The organism is Arenibacter echinorum (genome assembly GCF_003259375.1).
Taxonomy (GTDB): Bacteria; Bacteroidota; Bacteroidia; order Flavobacteriales; family Flavobacteriaceae; genus Arenibacter; species Arenibacter echinorum.
Genome location: NZ_QLLN01000002.1, coordinates 299356 through 318559, shown reverse-complemented (window position 1 = coordinate 318559; position 19204 = coordinate 299356). Strand labels below are relative to the sequence as shown.

Annotated in this window: 17 protein-coding genes and 1 pseudogene; 9 read left to right on the top strand and 9 right to left on the bottom strand. The window is 39.1% G+C overall.

Features of this window, described 5'->3' with window-relative positions:
- The first annotated feature begins 50 nt into the window (after nucleotides 1-50).
- On the top strand, nucleotides 51-641 hold the full coding sequence (locus LV92_RS05235) for a carboxymuconolactone decarboxylase family protein (protein WP_111622601.1): 591 nt from the start codon (nucleotides 51-53) through the stop codon (nucleotides 639-641).
- A 571-nt stretch (nucleotides 642-1212) separates the two neighbouring features.
- On the opposite strand, the gene LV92_RS05230 is transcribed toward LV92_RS05235, so the two are convergent.
- The 4 genes from LV92_RS05230 to purN all read right to left on the bottom strand — a co-directional run bounded on the left by LV92_RS05230 (nucleotide 1213) and on the right by purN (nucleotide 5374).
- Nucleotides 1213-3111: an amidophosphoribosyltransferase gene (locus LV92_RS05230; protein ID WP_111622600.1), complete on the bottom strand. Its 1899-nt coding sequence runs from the start codon at nucleotides 3109-3111 to the stop codon at nucleotides 1213-1215.
- A 44-nt stretch (nucleotides 3112-3155) separates the two neighbouring features.
- Nucleotides 3156-4082, bottom strand: a complete 927-nt coding sequence (locus tag LV92_RS05225; protein ID WP_111622599.1) for a PfkB family carbohydrate kinase — start codon at nucleotides 4080-4082, stop codon at nucleotides 3156-3158.
- Between the two features lie 87 nt (nucleotides 4083-4169).
- Entirely contained in the window at nucleotides 4170-4805 is a 636-nt protein-coding gene (locus LV92_RS05220; protein WP_111622598.1) for a ribonuclease H1 domain-containing protein, read from the bottom strand.
- Complete coding sequence (purN, locus tag LV92_RS05215) at nucleotides 4805-5374, bottom strand: phosphoribosylglycinamide formyltransferase (protein WP_111622597.1); 570 nt, start codon at nucleotides 5372-5374, stop codon at nucleotides 4805-4807. The genes LV92_RS05220 and purN overlap by 1 nt, the downstream gene beginning before the upstream one ends.
- 159 nt (nucleotides 5375-5533) lie before the next feature.
- On the opposite strand from purN, the gene LV92_RS05210 reads away from it, so the two are divergent.
- From LV92_RS05210 to pyk, 5 genes are all read left to right on the top strand, one after another.
- A complete protein-coding gene (locus LV92_RS05210) occupies nucleotides 5534-5767 on the top strand; it encodes an acyl carrier protein (protein ID WP_008269813.1) in 234 nt (77 codons plus the stop codon).
- 111 nt (nucleotides 5768-5878) lie between these two features.
- Nucleotides 5879-7129 carry a beta-ketoacyl-ACP synthase II gene (gene fabF, locus LV92_RS05205; RefSeq protein ID WP_111622596.1) on the top strand — a complete coding sequence of 417 codons (1251 nt, stop codon included), beginning with the start codon at nucleotides 5879-5881 and terminating at the stop codon, nucleotides 7127-7129.
- An 8-nt stretch (nucleotides 7130-7137) separates the two neighbouring features.
- A complete protein-coding gene (rnc, locus tag LV92_RS05200) occupies nucleotides 7138-7881 on the top strand; it encodes a ribonuclease III (RefSeq protein WP_111622595.1) in 744 nt (247 codons plus the stop codon).
- 175 nt (nucleotides 7882-8056) lie between these two features.
- On the top strand, nucleotides 8057-8521 hold the full coding sequence (locus LV92_RS05195) for an IPExxxVDY family protein (RefSeq protein ID WP_111622594.1): 465 nt from the start codon (nucleotides 8057-8059) through the stop codon (nucleotides 8519-8521).
- A gap of 4 nt (nucleotides 8522-8525) precedes the next feature.
- Complete coding sequence (gene pyk / locus LV92_RS05190; protein ID WP_111622593.1) at nucleotides 8526-9968, top strand: pyruvate kinase; 1443 nt, start codon at nucleotides 8526-8528, stop codon at nucleotides 9966-9968.
- A gap of 67 nt (nucleotides 9969-10035) precedes the next feature.
- On the opposite strand, the gene dinB is transcribed toward pyk, so the two are convergent.
- The gene (dinB, locus tag LV92_RS05185; RefSeq protein ID WP_111622592.1) at nucleotides 10036-11133 is read right to left on the bottom strand and encodes a DNA polymerase IV; all 1098 of its coding nucleotides are present in this window, start codon (nucleotides 11131-11133) and stop codon (nucleotides 10036-10038) included.
- Between the two features lie 61 nt (nucleotides 11134-11194).
- On the opposite strand from dinB, the gene LV92_RS05180 reads away from it, so the two are divergent.
- From LV92_RS05180 to LV92_RS05170, 3 genes are read left to right on the top strand one after another with little or no spacing between them, the layout of a single operon-like run.
- Nucleotides 11195-11902, top strand: a complete 708-nt coding sequence (locus LV92_RS05180) for a Rossmann-fold NAD(P)-binding domain-containing protein (protein ID WP_111622591.1) — start codon at nucleotides 11195-11197, stop codon at nucleotides 11900-11902.
- A 5-nt stretch (nucleotides 11903-11907) separates the two neighbouring features.
- The gene (locus LV92_RS05175; RefSeq protein ID WP_111622590.1) at nucleotides 11908-12381 is read left to right on the top strand and encodes a CYTH domain-containing protein; all 474 of its coding nucleotides are present in this window, start codon (nucleotides 11908-11910) and stop codon (nucleotides 12379-12381) included.
- On the top strand, nucleotides 12369-12872 hold the full coding sequence (locus LV92_RS05170) for a YciI family protein (RefSeq protein ID WP_111622589.1): 504 nt from the start codon (nucleotides 12369-12371) through the stop codon (nucleotides 12870-12872). Before LV92_RS05175 ends, LV92_RS05170 begins: the two co-directional genes overlap by 13 nt.
- Here LV92_RS05170 and LV92_RS05165 read toward each other — a convergent pair.
- The 4 genes and pseudogenes from LV92_RS05165 to LV92_RS05150 all read right to left on the bottom strand — a co-directional run.
- A pseudogene (locus LV92_RS05165) lies at nucleotides 12864-13385 on the bottom strand (TetR/AcrR family transcriptional regulator); the annotation flags it as partial. The gene LV92_RS05170 and the pseudogene LV92_RS05165 sit on opposite strands and share 9 nt — an antisense overlap.
- An 87-nt stretch (nucleotides 13386-13472) precedes the next feature.
- The gene (locus LV92_RS05160) at nucleotides 13473-14891 is read right to left on the bottom strand and encodes an efflux transporter outer membrane subunit (protein WP_111622587.1); all 1419 of its coding nucleotides are present in this window, start codon (nucleotides 14889-14891) and stop codon (nucleotides 13473-13475) included.
- Nucleotides 14892-14896: 5 nt separating this feature from the next.
- Nucleotides 14897-18034 (bottom strand): efflux RND transporter permease subunit, encoded by a 3138-nt coding sequence (locus LV92_RS05155; RefSeq protein WP_111622586.1) that lies wholly within the window; start codon nucleotides 18032-18034, stop codon nucleotides 14897-14899.
- A 25-nt stretch (nucleotides 18035-18059) separates the two neighbouring features.
- Nucleotides 18060-19193, bottom strand: a complete 1134-nt coding sequence (locus tag LV92_RS05150; RefSeq protein ID WP_111622585.1) for an efflux RND transporter periplasmic adaptor subunit — start codon at nucleotides 19191-19193, stop codon at nucleotides 18060-18062.
- Between the last annotated feature and the right edge of the window lie 11 nt (nucleotides 19194-19204).

The following is a 19204-nucleotide window of genomic DNA, read 5'->3' as shown; positions in this document are numbered from 1 at the left end:
TGTTTTTTTCGTTACTTGTATAGGTCAAAAATACGCATAATTCACAAATCATGTCCCTTGTAGATCCTTTAGATGCCGATCATGATGCAGCGACCAAAAAGTTGGCTGAATTTTTTAATGAAACTTTGGGTTTCTGTCCCAATTCGGTATTGACAATGCAACATAGGCCCGCTATTTCCAAGGCATTTATTAACCTTAATATGGCGGTTATGGCCAATGAAGGAAGGGTTAGTTCTGCTTTAAAAAGAATGATGGCCTGGGTAAGCAGTAATGCTACTGGTTGTCGATATTGCCAAGCGCATGCAATAAGGGCGGCAGAACGTTATGGAGCGGAACAGGAACAATTGGATAATATTTGGGAGTACAGGACCCATTCTGCATTCTCAGAGGCCGAAAGAGCGGCCTTGGATTTTGCATTGGCTGCTTCCCAAGTACCAAATACCATGAATCCAAAGATAAAGAAGGCCTTATATAGGCATTGGGATGAAGGTGAAATTGTGGAAATGTTAGGGGTCATTTCTTTGTTCGGCTTTTTAAATCGCTGGAACGATACCATGGGTACTAGCTTGGAGGATGGTGCTATAGAAAGTGGTAAGCAGTATTTGGAAAAATATGGATGGGAGAAAGGCAAACACGTTTAACGAAAATACTTTTTGTTGCAAGGTGCAAAACTACAAGCGGAACTCAATTTGTCTTTAGGAAGTCAATACTTGTTATAATTTCTGCTCTAATATCCAAATAGTAAGCCTATCGAAATCCTCAAAATAAAGTGTTGGGAAGTTTAGTTAACTAGATATTGTCATTACAGATTTTACCAAAAATAAAAAGGTAGAGCATAGCTCTACCTTTTTCCCCAAATCTTACCATGAACTTAACCTACTTATGCTATGGTCCTCCAAAAGTATAGTAATATAAGTTGTGGGAAAAAGGTTTTAGATGAATGTCTCTTTAATAAGTTGAAATACTTCTTATCCGATAAAGAGTAGTTTATATAGGATGTAATACAGCTGGTATTTGGGCTTGGGTTAGGTCCAATAAAAAAGGTGGAGAAGTCTCCACCTTTTTTGCCCCAAATCTTACCATGAACTTAACCTACTTATGCTATGGCACTGCTAAAGTACAGGTGCACAGCAGGTTTTTGATCAAAAAGACGTTAAAGAGTGTATTTCATCGATGAAGTGCATAAAAACCTACCCTTCATCGATGAAATGTTTAGTATGCCCGTTCGTTCTTGCCTTCGAAAAAGTTTATAAACGCCCTGTTTACCACCCGGTTACCACCTGGAGTGGGGTAGTTGCCGGTAAAGTACCAATCTCCCAAGTTTTTGGGACAAGCTTCATGTAAGTTTTCAATATTTTGATAAATCACCTGAACCTTGGCTTTAATGTCCGGCGGACTTAATAATTGCCCAATTTTGTCGGAAATCTCATCTGCCGTAAAAGGGGCATAGAATTCCTTAACGTAATTCACCACCTCTGAATCATGTGTCTGTGTTTGTAGCAAACATTTTTTATAGATTTCCTCCACAAGGTGCATAGTGTTCCTTTCTTCATGAAGGGCCAAAGCGGCCTTAAATGCAACAAAATCTTCCAGTTTGGCCATGTCTATACCGTAGCAGTCAGGATAGCGGATTTGAGGCGCTGATGAGACAACTATAATTTTCTTCGGTAATAGTCGGTCCAAAATTCTAAGGATGCTCTTTTGAAGAGTGGTCCCTCTAACTATACTATCATCTATGATTACCAAATTGTCGTTTTCCTTCACAGATCCATAGGAGATATCATAGACGTGTGCCACCAGATCATCCCTACTGCTGTCTTGGGTTATGAAGGTCCGGAGTTTGGCATCTTTTATGGCTACTTTCTCTATCCTCGGCCTCACTTCCAGAATCTCATGCAGTTCTTCCCGTGTTATTTTTCTTCCAATAGAAAGAATTTGTTCTTCTTTCTTCTTGTTCATGTAATTCTGTGCAGCGATTACCATTCCGAAAAAGGAGGTTTCCGCGGTATTGGGAATATAGGAGAATACGGTATTTTTTATATCGTCATCTATCGATTTCAGGATTAGTGGGAAAAGCAGTTTTCCCAACATTTTTCTTTCCTGATAGATTTCCTTATCACTGCCCCTGGAGAAATAAATACGTTCAAAAGAACAGGCTTTTCTTTCGGTAGGCTCTAAAATTCTCTTGATTTTGACCTTGCCATTTTTTTTGATGATGATGGCATGCCCAGGATCCAATTCCTTAACATCTTCGAAGCTAACGTTGAATACTGTCTGAATTGCAGGCCTTTCAGACGCCACTACGGCAATCTCATCGTCTTTATAGTAATACGCAGGTCTAATCCCTGCAGGATCTCTTAGAACAAAGGAATCGCCATGCCCCAACATACCTGCCATGGCATAACCGCCATCAAAATTTTTGGCCGCTCTTCTTAAAATTTTGGCAACATTTAATCTTTCAGCAATTATTGGAGAAGCTTCCCTTTTATTAAAGCCCTCTTTTTTAATATCCTTATAGAGCTGGGCTACTGCATCATCCAGAAAATGCCCAATTTTCTCCATTACCGTTACCGTATCTGCCTTTTCCTTGGGGTGTTGTCCAATTTGAATCAAATTGTCGAAAAGTTCATTAACATTGGTCATGTTAAAATTTCCGGCAACGATCAAGTTCCGGTGCATCCAATTGTTTTGTCTTAAAAAGGGATGTACACTCTCTATACTGTTTTTTCCAAAAGTTCCGTAACGCACGTGTCCCAAAAGTACTTCCCCGATATAAGGAATATGCTTTTTTTGTTTGGCTACATCGTTGATATATTCCGGATTTTCTTTAAATGAAGTATTGATACGGTCATTTATTTGTGCAAAAATGTCCTGTATGGGTTGTTGGTCTATGGATCGTACCCGACTCATATAACGCTCGCCCGCCTCCATATCCAATTTAATACTAGCAAAACCGGCACCATCCTGGCCACGGTTATGCTGTTTTTCCATCATCAAGTACATCTTGTTTACCCCGTAAAAGGCAGAACCGTACTTTTCTTGATAATATTCCAACGGCTTTAATAACCGAATTAAGGAAATTCCACATTCATGCTTAATAGCGTCGCTCATGGTAATGTTAAATTAAAAATGCCCTGTAAAATTAGGGCACATATTTATTGTAATTCAATATCAAATTGGGTAAGCTCCTTAAACTGGAGCAACCTGTCGTTGACCTCTTTCTTTTCTAATTTTTCCATTCTCTCGGTGCCAAAACGTTCAACACAAAATGAGGCTAAATTGGAACCGTGTATAACTGCACTCTTTAGGTTGTTGAAACTTATGTTTTCGGATTCCGCCAAATATCCGGAAAAGCCGCCTGCAAAGGTATCTCCCGCACCTGTTGGATCAAAAACTTCTTCCAAAGGCAACGCCGGTGCAAAAAACACCTTGGATTTGTGAAACAACAGCGCCCCGTGTTCCCCTTTTTTTATCACCACAAATTTAGGGCCCATTAGATGTATTTTCTCAGCAGCCTTTACCAAGGAGTGCTCTCCTGTTAGCTGTCTGGCCTCTTCATCGTTAATGGTGATCACATCTATATGTCTTACAACTTTCATCAACTCTTTAAGGGCATGGTCCATCCAAAAGTTCATGGTGTCAAGTACTATTAGCTTTGGTCGTTCTTCCATCTGATTAATTACACTCAGTTGTGTGTCTGGGTGTAAATTCCCCAACATCAATATGTCAGCGTCCTTAAAATTGTTGGGGACTACCGGAGCAAAGTCGGCAAGCACATTCAATTCTGTAGATAAGGTATCCCTGGAATTAAGATCGTTGTGATATTTGCCACTCCAAAAGAAGGTTTTACCACCTTTAATGACTTGTAGGCCGGAAATATCAATATTCTTTTTGGTCAAAAGATCCAAATAATCCTGGGGAAAATCTTCGCCCACAACAGAAACAATAGCAGATTTTACCCTAAACTGGGAAGCTGCCAAACCAATAAAGGTGGCTGCTCCTCCCAAAATTTTATCGGTTTTGCCGAAAGGGGTTTCTATAGCGTCAAATGCAACTGTTCCTACGATTAAAAGTTTGCCCATTAAATTTCGAAATTTGCTGCAAAGATAGGTTTTTGAACTGCCAATTCCTCAGCATTGGAAATCAAATTTTAAAAAATGATGATATCCCTATTTTCTACCAAAATCCGCAGGAATTTCACCCCAGGCCTTGGTTTCCCATTTAACAATAGTTGTAGTGTAGGTGTTTTTTTCCAGCCAAGTAATGGCACGCCTTACCAAATCGAAAACCACTTTGTTTTCTGGGGTCTCGGGCAATTTGGAGTTACAGCTCTTTTTTCGGACCCAGCTCATGGCCGTCTTGGAATCCGTATAAATTATTCTGTCGCTATTCTGTTGTTTTAAAAAAGCCAGTCCATGCACCAAGGCCAAAAACTCGCCAATATTATTGGTACCTTGCTTAAATGGGCCCTGTTTAAAAAGCTCTTTTTTTGTTTTGGTGTCTACCCCTCTGTATTCCATGATACCTGGATTACCACTTGAGGCGGCATCTACCGAAATGGAATTATAGTTGGGGTCGCCTATTTTACTTATCTGCTCTTTACTGAGTGTGGAGGAAGTAATTTTTTTGCCCTTATAATCATCATAATTGCCGTTGTAGGCCTTTTTTGCGGCTTCAAATGTTGGGAAAGATTTATATTGGGCTCCCTTGTAGTTGGTGATAGCTGCTTTACAGTCTTTCCAGCTGGTGTATATTCCTGGTCGACTTCCCTTCCAAACGGTATAGAATTTTTCTTTTTTGGCCATTATGTCCCCATCAAAACCTGTTCTATCACCTTGGGAAAATAGTCATATTCCAATTGATGAACCTTTTCCGCAATCATTTCAGGAGTATCATTTGGGCTCAAATCAATCTTTGCCTGCTTAATTATGCCTCCTTCGTCATAATTCTCGTTTACAAAATGAATGGTTATGCCCGTTTCCGTCTCATTATTGTTCTTTACCGCTTCGTGAACGTACATTCCGTACATTCCTTTGCCGCCGTATTTGGGGAGCAGTGCGGGATGAATATTAATTATTTTATTGGGATAGCTGCTGATAAGGTTATCTGGAATTTTCCAGAGAAATCCTGCCAAAACAATAAGGTCCGGACTTAGGGATTTAAGTATGTTTAAAACGCAGTCCGAATTATAAAACGAATGTCTATTAAAGTATAAAGCATTCAAATTTAATCGGTTACATCTTTCAAAAACTTTGGCGTCCTTTTTATTGGAAAGTACACAGCTAATGGAAACCTCGGGATTGTCGCGAAAATAATGTGCTATGTTTTCAACGTTGGAACCGGAGCCGGAAGCAAATAGGACAATCCTTTTCATGAATTATTTTGGGGTTAGGACAGAAAATAATTTTGGGCTAAAATAGCACTCTTGTATTTAATTTTATTAAATTACATCACATTTTAACGACAAATAGTGTTATTAAACCAAAGTTTTTTATTTTTGCCATCAATTTAAATTTTTAAAACCGATATTATTATGTCAGACATTGCATCAAGAGTAAAAGCTATCATCGTAGATAAATTAGGTGTTGATGAGAACGAAGTTGTAACCGAAGCTAGCTTTACCAACGACCTAGGGGCAGATTCATTGGATACTGTTGAGTTGATAATGGAGTTCGAAAAAGAATTTGATATTCAAATTCCGGACGATCAAGCAGAAAACATTGCTACAGTTGGTCAAGCTATAAGTTATATAGAAGAAGCCAAGTAATTTTATGATTTCTTGAACAAGTTTCAAAATTATCCATGTGGTAAAGACGCTGCATGGATAATTTTTTTTAATTTACACCTAACTTAATAAGTTAAACAAAATTTTAGTTCAATGCAATTAAAGCGAGTTGTGGTTACTGGTCTAGGTGCTTTGACACCTATTGGCAATAATATTGAAGAGTATTGGGAAGGCCTGAAGAGCGGAAAAAGTGGTTCGGCCCCTATTACTTATTATGATACAGAGAAGTTTAAAGTAAAATTTGCATGCGAATTAAAGAACTATAATGCTGAAGATTATTTTGATAGAAAAGAGGCCCGCAAGTTGGACAGGTTTGCCCAATATGCGCTCATTTCTTCAGATGAGGCCATTAAGGATTCGGGATTGGATCTTGATAAGTTAGATAAATTTAGAGTTGGAGTAATTTGGGGCGCCGGTATAGGAGGATTGGAAACTTTTCAGAACGAAGTTTTAAATTTTGCCGCAGGAGACGGAACGCCAAGGTTTAATCCATTCTTTATCCCAAAAATGATTGCTGATATTGCTCCTGGCAATATCTCTATAAAGCATGGTTTTATGGGTCCCAATTATACTACGGTATCGGCTTGTGCCTCCTCGGCCAATGCCATAATAGATGCCTTGAATACTATCCGTTTGGGGTATTGCGATGTTGTAGTTACTGGTGGTAGTGAGGCAGCGGTTACCATAGCCGGAATGGGTGGTTTTGGAGCAATGCATGCACTTTCCACACGTAATGATAGCCCAGAAACTGCTTCTAGGCCATTCGATGCCACTAGGGACGGATTTGTCTTGGGAGAAGGAGCAGGAGCTCTGATCCTTGAAGAATATGAGCATGCCAAAGCCAGGGGAGCAAAAATATATGCCGAAGTGGCCGGTGGAGGATTATCCAGTGATGCCTACCATATGACTGCCCCACATCCTGATGGAATTGGTGTTGTTCGGGTAATGGAAAATTGCTTAAAGGATGCCGGATTAAAACCGGAAGATGTAGATGCCATAAATACACATGGTACCTCTACACCATTAGGTGATGTTGCCGAACTAAAGGCTATATCCAAGGTTTTTGGAGAGCATGCTCCCGACATTAACATAAATTCTACCAAATCAATGACAGGGCATCTTTTAGGTGCAGCAGGGGCTATAGAAGCTATAGCTTCAATTTTGGCCATGGAGCATGGATTGGTACCTCCTACAATAAATCATACTACCGTAGATGAGAATATTGATCCCAAATTAAACCTTACCCTTAATAAGGCACAAAAAAGAGAGGTAAATGTTGCATTGAGCAATACTTTCGGATTTGGGGGACATAATGCATGTGTGATATTTAAAAAAATTAGCTAATTCATAGTATGAACGCTTTTTCCAATATATTTAATTCCCATTCAAAAAAGGATGGGGATTTTTTTTTGGGAATGAAAAAAATTTTGGGATTTAAGCCAAAAAACCTTGAAGTTTATCAAAAAGCGTTCGTTCATCGTTCTGCCAACAGAAAGGATAAAGCAGGCTTCCCAATGAATTATGAGCGTCTGGAATTTTTAGGGGATGCTATGTTGGGGACCATAATCTCCAAACATTTATATAGCATGGTCCCGGATGGGGACGAAGGATATCTCACCAAAATGAGATCTAAAATCGTAAGTAGGGAACACCTCAATGAGCTGGGGAAGGATCTTAAATTAATCGATTTTGTGGAGAGTAGAATTCCTAAATCGCGCTTTGGGGATAATATACACGGAAATGTTTTTGAAGCCTTGGTAGGCGCCATATACCTGGATAGAGGGTATAAATTCTGCGAAAAGTTCATAAACAAGAGAATTATAGTTCCCTATGTGGATATTGAACAATTGGAAGGTAAGGTTATAAGCTATAAAAGCTTGGTAATAGAATGGTGCCAAAAACAAAAAAAATCTTTTAATTACGATATCTACGAGGATACGGGAAATGATGTTATTAAGCATTTTGCCGTAAAATTGTCTATTGGGGGCAAAATTGTGGCCAAAGCTAGGGCAACCTCAAAAAAGAAGGCGGAAGAACGGGCTTCCAAGAGGGCCTATTTTGCCTTACAGGACAAAATGGATAAATCCAATGAGTGAAAATCCCTAAATATATGGATCATCGCTAAAATTTGGAGGGAAAACTTAGCAATTGCCTCAAGGGCACAGAATTTTATTAAACTCCAACGTTTTCGTAGGCTGAACTACGTTTTATACTTGGAATGGATAGGCTAGTTTCGTTATTAATCCTATATTTACGCCTTTCACGGAAAGTATGGCAGCGATACACAAAATTTCGGAAGATTTTTATGAAGAAACTTTTACTTTAATCGCTTTGCACAGCAGTATAGAAGATTTTATGCTGGTATATGCACTTAATTCTTGTCTTAAAACAAAGTTGAAGAGGTCCGTGAACGATTTGGATTTATCGGAAAATGGATCGTTCCCAATTTTTGATTGGAGAGATGAGGTAAATGATCGCTATTACACATTTGTCAGCAATAATGATGTAAAGGAAGAGGTATTAAGTATAGCAAATCTATTTCAGGATCAGCCAACATTAACAAAGTATCATTTGGTTCCAGAATTTAGGGATGTGGACTACTTTTTAAAGATAGAACACGACGAATTGGACGTGGAAGAAAACATTTTGAAGTCTGTACTAACTATCCCAAAGGTCATAACGGCCTATTTAGTGGATGCAAGTAAACTAAAATCTAAAAATAATTTAATATTTTAAAATAATGCCAATAAATAAAAAGACAAAAATAGTAGCGACCCTAGGACCAGCTACTAGTACGAAGAGTGTTCTTAAGGACATGATTGAGGCTGGAGTGGATGTCTTTAGGATAAACTTTTCCCATGCCGATTATAAGGACGTTGCAGAACGCATACAGATGATTCGTGATTTGAATGAGGAATTAGGTACCTACACCTCTATTCTTGCGGATTTACAAGGACCAAAATTAAGGGTCGGCGTAATGGCAGGTGAAGTGGTAGTTGCCCCGGGAGACGAAATAACTTTTGTTACCGGTAAGCCTTTTGAAGGAAATGCGGAGAAAGTGTATATGAACTACACCAATTTCCCCAAAGATGTAAAAGCGGGTGAGCGCATCTTATTGGATGACGGAAAGTTAATGTTCGAGGTGATTTCTACCAATTCCAAGGATGAAGTTAGGGCAAAAGTAATCCAAGGTGGGCCTTTGAAGTCCAAAAAAGGGGTGAACTTACCAAACACCAATATCTCTTTACCAGCTCTAACAGAAAAGGATATTAAGGATGCTATTTTTGCCATTTCACAAGATGTGGATTGGATAGCACTTTCTTTCGTAAGATTTAGTCAGGATTTAATAGACCTACAGAATATTATCAAGGAACATTCTGCGCATAAAATTCCAATTATTGCAAAAATTGAAAAACCGGAAGCAGTAGAAAACATCGATAAGATTGTGGCGTATTGCGACGGATTAATGGTTGCGAGAGGTGATTTGGGAGTTGAAGTTCCGGCACAGGAAGTGCCTCTTATTCAAAAACAATTGGTGTTAAGGGCCAAAAAAGCCAGGATTCCGGTGATTATTGCTACCCAGATGATGGAAACCATGATTACTAGCCTTACACCTACCCGTGCAGAGGTCAACGATGTGGCCAACTCGGTAATGGATGGGGCGGATGCCGTAATGCTTTCAGGAGAGACTTCTGTTGGAAATTATCCCGTTCAGGTAATTCAAAAAATGACCAGTATCCTGGAAAGTGTAGAGAATTCAGAACTAATTAAGGTACCGCACGAACCACCACAGGTTAGGACAAATAGATATATTACCAAATCCATTTGTTACCATGCCGCCAATATGGCCAATGAAATAAAGGCCAAGGCCATTTCTACCTTGACCAACAGTGGATATACAGCATTCCAGATATCCGCGTGGAGACCAAAAGCCCACATATTGGTATTTACCTCCAATAAAAGAATCCTTACACAGCTTAATTTATTATGGGGAGTAAAGGCCTTTTATTACGATAGATATGTGTCTACGGACGAAACTATTGAGGATGTAAATAGAATGGCGTGTCAGAAAGGGTTTTTAGAGGTAGGGGACATGTTGATAAGTTTGGCAGCGATGCCCATAAAGGATAAGGGTATGGTGAATACCTTGCGCGTCTCACAAATAGAAAGCAGTAATTTTTAGAAGCAAAAAATAGAATATTTAAAAGGGCCTGTCTGGATTTTAAAACCGGACAGGTCCTTTTTTATCGCTACAAGTCAAATTTTAGTTGTACGGTAAGCACCTTTTGTTCCATGGGTTCATTTTTTTCCGTATTCAAATTGGACAGGGATATCCCCAATAGGCGTACGGAATTTTCCAGTTTTTCCTGGTAAAGCAGTTCCTTGGTAGTTTCCAAGATCAAGGATTTGTCGGTAATGTAATAGGGTAGGGTCTTACTCCGCGTTTGAAGGGTGAAATCACTATATTTAATTTTCAAGGTTACCGTTTTCCCTGATATCTTTGATTTTTTTAGGCGCTTTTCCAGTTCTGTGGCAATGTTTTCCAATCTTTGTAGCATAAAGATCTCACTGCTCAGGTTTTCATCGAAAGTACGTTCTGCTCCCACTGATTTTGGGATCCTATTGGGCTTTACCTCACTGGTGTGAATTCCTCTAACCACATGGTAGTAGTAATCCCCGCTTTTACCAAAATGTTCCCTTAGAAATTCAACGGATTTCTGCTTAAGATCTTTACCCGTAAAAATACCGAGATGATACATTTTGTCCGCCGTAACCTTTCCCACACCATAGAATTTCCTTATTTCCAAGTTTTCCAAAAAGGATATTACTTCTTCTGGATTAACTGTTTTTTGACCATTGGGCTTGTTGTAGTCACTGGCAACCTTGGCGAGGAATTTATTGATGGATATTCCTGCCGATGCGGTAAGGCCAACTTCGTCAAAAATACGCTGTCTAATCTCCTCTGCGATAAGGGAAGCCGAGGGATTGCCCTTTTTGTTGGTAGTAACGTCCAAATAGGCCTCGTCCAATGAAAGCGGTTCCACCAAATCTGTATAATCGAAAAATATGCTTCTAATTTTAAGGGAAATCTCCTTATAACGGTCAAAACGTGGGGGTACAAATATTAAGTCGGGACAGTTCCTTTTGGCCAAGTAGCCACTCATAGCGCTGCGGACCCCAAATTTCCTGGCCTCATAACTGGCGGCAGAAACCACACCCCTTTTTTCGGCCCCACCAACGGCCAAAGGCTTCCCCTTTAAAGCAGGGTTATCCATTTGTTCCACGGAGGCGTAAAACGCGTCCATGTCCACATGGATTATTTTTCGTTGTGGGAAATCCATTTTCATACCGTAAATTTATAACAAGTTGGCGCTATAAGGCCCCACCTAAAATGTTAAACATCCTATAATGGGCAAGGGACAAATTAAATTACAGGAGAAAACGGCGATTGTACTGGGTGCTACCGGCTTAACGGGAGGGAATTTATTGCAGATGTTGCTCACGGATGAACGCTATATAAAAATTAGGCTCTTTTCAAGGAATAGTATTGGATTTACCCACCCAAAATTGGAGGAACATATTGTAGACCTCTTAGATTTGGAGACTTATAAGACCAATTTTCTGGCAGATGAAGTTTTTTGTTGTATTGGTACGACCAAAGCAAAAACCCCCGATACGGAAATGTATAAAAGGATAGATTTTGGAATACCGGTTTCGGCGGCCAAAATTAGCCGTATAAATGGTATTGAAACCTTCCTTGTCATCTCGGCTATGGGAGCCAATTCCAAAAGCGGCGTTAATTACAACAGGATAAAAGGGGAAATGGAAGAAGCTGTTTTAAAGTGTGGCATCCCTAACACCTACATTTTACAACCCTCGTTAATAGGGGGTAAGCGGGAGGAGCAACGAATGGGGGAATGGCTGGCCAAGCAGTTTATGAAAATTCTTAATTTTGTTCTGGTTGGACCCTTGGAAAAATTTAGGTCTATTGATCCAGAAGTCATTGCGGGTGCCATGGTATGGTTGGCCAATAATAGTTATGACCAGGTCAAAATTCAATCGGACGAAATTAAAAAGATATACCATAGCCATTTTAATACATCAGTAACCAACTAGTATAAATGATAGAAATAGAGCGTAAATTTTTAGTGAAATCGGAAGCTTTCAAATCAGACGCTATTAAAAAGGAAAGAATTGTACAAGGTTTTTTAAATACGGACCCCTTAAGGACAGTAAGGGTAAGGATCAAGGGAGACAGAGGATATATAACGGTGAAGGGAAAGGGTAACCAGAATGGTACCACGCGTTTTGAATGGGAAAAGGAAATTTCCGTTAAGGAGGCGGATGCCTTGATCAAACTGTCCGAGCCCGGGGTAATAGATAAGATGCGATACTTTATTGAGGTCGGGAAACATATATTTGAGGTGGACGAATTTTATGGGGACAATTCGGGATTGATAATAGCGGAAGTTGAATTGGAACATGAAGATGAGGACTTTTTAAAACCTCAGTGGTTGGGGGATGAAGTAACTTCAGATATCAAATATTACAATTCACAGCTGAGCAAAAACCCTTTTAAGACATGGAAAAAATAAGGTTGTTATTCGTTGTAATATTATTGTGGCAGTGCTTTTCCTGTAAGGATAAGGTAGAGGAAACAACTATAAAAATGGAGCAGCAAGTTATTGAACCCGAGCCTTCCGTGGCCGAATTGAAGAAGCGTTTGGAATCACAGGGATTTAAAACTTTCGAATATATAGATGAAAAGACCAGGGATACCATCTTGATGCAACAATATTTTATTGCCTTTTTAAAGAGTGGTCCAAATCGGTCCCAATCCAAGACTGAGGCAGACAGTCTACAGGCCTTACATTTGGCCCATTTGGGTAGAATGTACGAGGAAGGTTATGCCGATATTTCGGGTCCTTTTGGAGACAATGGGGACATACGTGGCATTACTATCTACAATGTACCAACCCAAGAAATGGCAGATAGTCTGGCCAATATGGATCCCATGGTAAAAACAGGCAGGCTGGCCATTGAGATACATCCATGGTGGGCTGCCAAGGGGTTCAAACTAAGATAGTTTGGAGACATAATTTTCTGTTGCTATACCTCTAAGATTATTTATGATCAAATGTTCCAATAATTCTGAACTGGTGTATTTGTCAAAGAGATTGTGGGTTGAAAAAAGCATATATTCCAATCTGTTTAAATATATATGGGAGGTAAGTGCCAAATTCACATTCTGTCTGATCTGGCCTTTTATTTGGGCCTGTTGCAAAAGCGCAAGGACATTATCATGTATTACGCTTACCCTAAATCCATTGAAAAGTTCGTTGGCTTTGGGATAGTATTTCTGTAGGCCCAATAAAAATGACGGACTAAACTTTTTAAGATTATTCAACCCTATCCTGTAAATTGAAATAATTCCTTGGATAGGGTTGTTTTTTTCTTTTTCTATTGCCTCTGTTATCTCATTTTGTACTTTGTTCAATAGGTACTTTAGGCTTTCCAGTACTATTTCTTCCTTGCTCGAAAAATGCCGGTAGATCGTTTTCTTTGAGACACCCATTTCATGGGCGAGGTCATCCAGGGTAAATCGTTTGCTCCCAAATTTTTAAAATTTGGAAATAGCGAATTCTAAAAATTCCTCCTGGTTCTCCATTGCCTATAAACTTGACTTCTATTGCCATCCACCACCCAAGGAGCGATACAATTCTACCGTAGCCGATAATTGGGATAGTTTGTTGGTAATAAGGTTTAGTTCAGCACTCAGGGCGCTTTGTCTAGCTGTTAACAAGTCCAAGTAATTGGCGTAACCATTTTTTAACAACTCCTCAGAATTAGTTTCTGCTTTTCGCAAGGCTTCCACTTCATTTTTTCTGAACTCGAATTTCTTGGTTTCAGCATCATAGGAAAATAACGCATTGGACACTTCACTTCCTGCAACCAATAGGGTTTTCTTAAAATTCAATAAGGAACTTTCTTGATTGGCAAGTGCAACTTCTTTTTGGGTTTTTAGTTTTCTTTGATTCAAAAGAGGTTGTGTCAAACCACCAACTACGGTTGCAAATAGGGAGTTTGCATTTAGTAACTTATCCAATTCCAAACTCTGTAAGCCTCCCGAAGCTGTTAAGGTAAGGGACGGATAAAAACTGCTATTGGCAACATTGGTCAATTCAAAATCTCTGATCAGAGCATATTCTGCAGCCATAACGTCCGGTCTGTTTCTTAACAATCTTGCAGGTACGCCCAGCTTTATTTCCTGATCAATGCTTTGATTGTCCAATCGACTTCTTTTAAACTCTTGAGGTGCCTTGCCAAGTAAAATACTTAATGTATTTTCTGCTTTAAAAATAGCAGTTTCTATATCTATTTGTAGTGCTCTAGCACTATTGTACTGCGCTATGTTTTGGTCTACTGCAACCTGGGTTACTTGACCTGCATCTTTTAATGCTTTAATTGTTTCTACGCTACTCTCCCTAGTGGCAATGGTTTGCTTGGTCACTGCTAACTGTGCATCTAAAGCCAATAAGTTGAAATAGGTATTCGCAATGCTGGAAATCAATTGTGTTTTCACCGCTTGATGTCCTGCAACACTTTGTAGATAATCTGCCTGCGATGCTCTTTTATTACTTCTTATTTTTCCCCAAATATCTGCCTCCCAAGATAAATCTGCAGTAATGTCATATGTGTCCAAACCTCCACTAAATATAGAACCGAACTGACTGTTCCCTGAATATTCCTGATGTGTATAGTTGGGCCCCACACTTAATGTTGGCAAATAACCTGCTTTCCCTTGTTTTGCATACGCTTCAGCAGCTATCATTTGCTGAATTGCGATACGAATGTCCATATTATTCTGCAGACCTTCCTCTATATATTGTTCAAGATATTGATCTGTAAATAAGTTTTTCCAAGATACGTCTGCCATAGAAACACTATCCTTTGGAAGGTTTTCGGTTCTATAAAGGTTTTCGGTTTCTATATCCAGATCCGGTCTTACATAATCCCGTGCCACAAAACAACTTTGTAATGTTATTGCAACTACTAGTAAAAGTGCACCTTTACTTAAACTTCTATGTTTTATAATTGATTTCATTGTTCTTAATCTTCAATAGTTTGTACTGCTGGTTTACTTGAGACTTTTTCTTGTAGCCACTGAAATAAGATAAATAGGATAGGAATCACAAAGACACCCAAAATGGTCCCAATAAGCATTCCTCCTGCTGCTCCTGTTCCGATAGAGTTGTTTCCTTCTGCTCCAACACCATTTGCCAACACCAATGGCATTAATCCTAAAATAAAGGCAAACGAGGTCATTAAAATTGGACGTAAACGCGCTTTTGCCCCATGGATGGCCGCATCAACGATACTCTCGCCATTCTTTCGTCTTTGTAGCGCAAATTCCACAATAAGGATGGCGTTTTTAGCAAGCAGTCCTATAAGCATGATTAGGGCTATTTGGAAATAAATATTGTTTTCCAGGCCTAAAAACTTTGTACTTATATAAGCGCCAAACACACCAAATGGTAAGGATAATACAACTGCAAATGGCAGTAAATAACTTTCGTACTGTGCACTTAACAAGAAATACACAAACAGGATACTTAATATAAAAATAAAGGTGGTTTGGTTTCCGGCATTCACCTCTTCCCGGGTTAATCCTGAATAAGCCACTGTATAATTGGTCGGTAGTTTTGCCACTTCTTCCTCAATAACCCTGATGGCATCACCTGTACTAAATCCGTCGTTTGTGGCACCTGTTATAGTCGTAGAATTGAACAAGTTGAAACGGGTAACCGATTGTGGGCCATAAACACGTTTTAGATTGACAAACTGTGTAATTGGTGTCATTTCTCCAGTATCGGTTCTTACATACATACTGTTTAACGCACTTTCATCTGCTCTGTCTTCTGGCAATGCCTGAATGTATACCCTAAATTGTTTTCCAAATCTTGAAAAATCCGAGGCGTAAATTCCACCAATGTATCCCTGTAATGTGGAAAAGATACTGGTTATTGAAACTCCTTTTTCTTTCGCTAGGGGCACATTCACCTCCATTTCATACTGTGGGTAATTCGTATTAAATGCGGATGTTGCGTATTTAATTTCTGGATGCTGCATTAAGGCCATGGTAAAGTTGTTCTTAGCCTTGTCCAAATCCGTGAACTCTCCTCCAAATTTATCCAGTAAATTAATCTCAAAACCAGCAGAGTTACCAAATCCACGAATACTTGGTGGCGAAAAGAAAATAACATTGGCCTCTGGAATAGTGGCTGCTATACCAAATAATTTTCCGGTAATGGCCTGTGCAGATAATGCTTCATCCTTACGTTCACTCCAATCCTTAAGTTTTATAATCCCAAACCCAAAGTTACTTCCCGATCCACTAATGATACTTCGACCTTTAATAAAATTAACGGCTACAATACCATCCATACCGTCTATTTTGTCGAATAATTTTCTTGCCACTTCATCTGTTCTATCCAAAGAGGCCCCAGGTGGCAATTCAATATTTGCGAAAATAATTCCTCTATCCTCATTAGGTACAAAACCTGTTGGAGTTGTTGTAGATGCCCAATAAATTCCTATAACGGCAATGATCAATAATATAACGGAAACGAATTTTTTTCTGTATAAAAACTGAAGTGATTTACCATATTTGTCTATTGTTGCGTTAAAGCCGCGATTGAATAATGTGTAAAAACGTTTTATCGGACTTTTTCCTTTTAATTCTTCGTCTTCCTTGTGTTCTTTTAATAATAGAGCACATAAGGCCGGACTTAACGTTAAGGCATTTACGGCAGAAATAAGGATGGCAATAATAAGAGTTACACCAAATTGCTCATAAAATACACCTGTTGGACCTGTTACAAAGGTTACCGGAATAAATACCGCTGCCATTACCAAGGTAATTGATATAATAGCTCCGGATATTTCGTTCATGGCTGTTAAGGTTGCCTTTTTAGGATTGTGTTCTCCGTTGTCCATCTTGGCATGGACAGCTTCCACAACCACAATGGCATCATCCACCACAATACCAATAGCGAGCACTAGTGCGAATAGCGTTAATAAGTTGATGGAATAGCCGAAAATATTCAAGAAAAAGAAGGTTCCAATAATAGAAACTGGTACTGCAATTGCAGGAATCAAGGTGGAACGAAAATCTTGCAAGAAGATAAATACCACTAAGAATACCAATAAAAATGCTTCTAACAAGGTGGTTATTACCTTATCAATAGACGCGTTTAGGAACAAACTCGTATCGTATGGTACAAAAATGTCCAAACCTTCCGGAAGGTCGGCTTTAACCGATTCCAAAGTAATTTTAATGTTCTCAATAATTTCTTGGGCGTTGGAGCCTTTTGTTTGAAAGATCCCCATAAACACCGCTGGATAACCTTTACTCATTGCGTTAGCCGCGTAAGATTGTGCATCCAACTCGATTGTAGCCACATCTTTTAATCGTAAAAACTCCCCGTCTCCCAACGCTTTAATTACAATGTCGCTGTATTGACTTTCATTTTTAAAGCGTCCGCTATAGGTTAGGGTATATGAGAACGATTCTCCGTTGTTCTGACCTAAGGAACCAGCTGCCGCTTCCAAATTTTGTTCTGCCAACACGGCGGAAATGTCTGAAGGAATTAAACCGTACGAAGCAAGTTTTTCTGGATTTAACCAGATTCGCATTGCATAATCCTGTTGTGAGAAGACACTAACATCCCCAACACCGCTAATACGTTGCATTGCTGGAATAACGTTTATTTTTAAGTAATTCTGAATAAAGGTAGCATCATAATCTTCGCTTTCAGAATACATGGATATAAACATCAACGCACTCGTTTCCTGTTTTTGCGTGGTAACACCGGTTTGGGTAACCTCTTGAGGCAATAAGGGAGTGGCCCTTGCCACACGGTTCTGCACGTTTACTGCGGCTATATCGGCATCAATTTCTTGATTAAAATATACAGTAATTTCTGCACCTCCTGTATTGGATGCGGTAGACGTTATGTACGTCATGCCCTCCACACCATTGATTTGTTCTTCAATTGGGATGATGACGCTCTCCATAACAGTTTCGGCGTTGGCTCCGGTATAGTTTGCAGAAACCTTAATAGTCGGTGGTGCAATATCAGGGTATTCCTCTATAGGTAAGCTAGTAATACTGATAATTCCTAGTAATACTATAATAATAGAAATTACCGTTGAAAGAACGGGTCTTTCAATAAATGTTTTTAACATGACTACTATTTTTGTTAGTTGGTGACTAGTTTTTAAATAAAGTTGCTACTGGTTTAATGGCATCTTCAAAAGAAGTTTCTTGAGGGGTAATGACCATCCCGTTTCTTAGTTTGCCTACCCCGGAAACAATAATTTTATCATTGGTATCCACACCGGATTCCACAACATATAGGTTTCCTACCGAGCCTTTTATTTTTACAATGGAAGTTTTTGCTTTGTTGTCGGCGCCCAATTTAAATATCATTATGTTGCCTTGTTGTTCAAAAGTGGCTGTCTGAGGTACCACTACAGCATCTTTATATTCTATAGGAAATCTTATTTTACCGCTGTTGCCATTGGTTAAAATTTCGTTAGGATTGTTAAAAGCCGCTCTAATTTTTATGGTTCCCGTATTCTGATTTATTTGACCTGTACTCGTTTGAATACGTCCTTTTTCCGAATATATTTTACCGTTGGCCAGTACCAAACTTAAATCTGGCGAATTTTTTATGCGTTCTGCCTTACTTTTCCCTTCAGATCTCTGTAAATGGTCTATGTATTGTGCTTCATTGAAACTAAAAAACGCATATACTTGGTCAATTTCACTTACAGTTGTTAATGGGGTAGCATCACTTGGACTAATTAATGCACCTTCCCTAAAATTTATGGAACCAACATAGCCGTCTATTGGACTTTTAATAGTTGCATAACCAATGTTTGCTGAAACTCCGCTATAGCTGGCTTTTGCTTGGGCTAAATTAGCTTTGGCGGTTTCCAATTGCACGGGGCTAATAATGTTTTTTTCTACAAGTGGAATCAATTTGTCTACTTCAACTTGTGCTACATTAACACGTGCTTTTGCCGCAACTGCATCTTGATTCAAAGACTGTGTTTCCAATTTAAATAACACTTGTCCTTTTTTTACTTTTTCCCCTTCATCTACATATACTTTTTCAATATATCCTGATGTTTTAGCTCTTACATCACTGTTTACCCTGCCCTCTATGGTTGCAGGATAATCTATGTATCCTGTAACGGTTTTAAGTTCTACCTGGGACACAGGAAAAGGTAATGGGGGTGCTTGTTGTGCCGCTGCAGCGTTTTCTTGTTTGTTGCCGCAACTCACTATAACCAAGAATACACTTAGTCCTAGAATAGCATATAATTTATTATTTTTCATTTTTGCTTGGG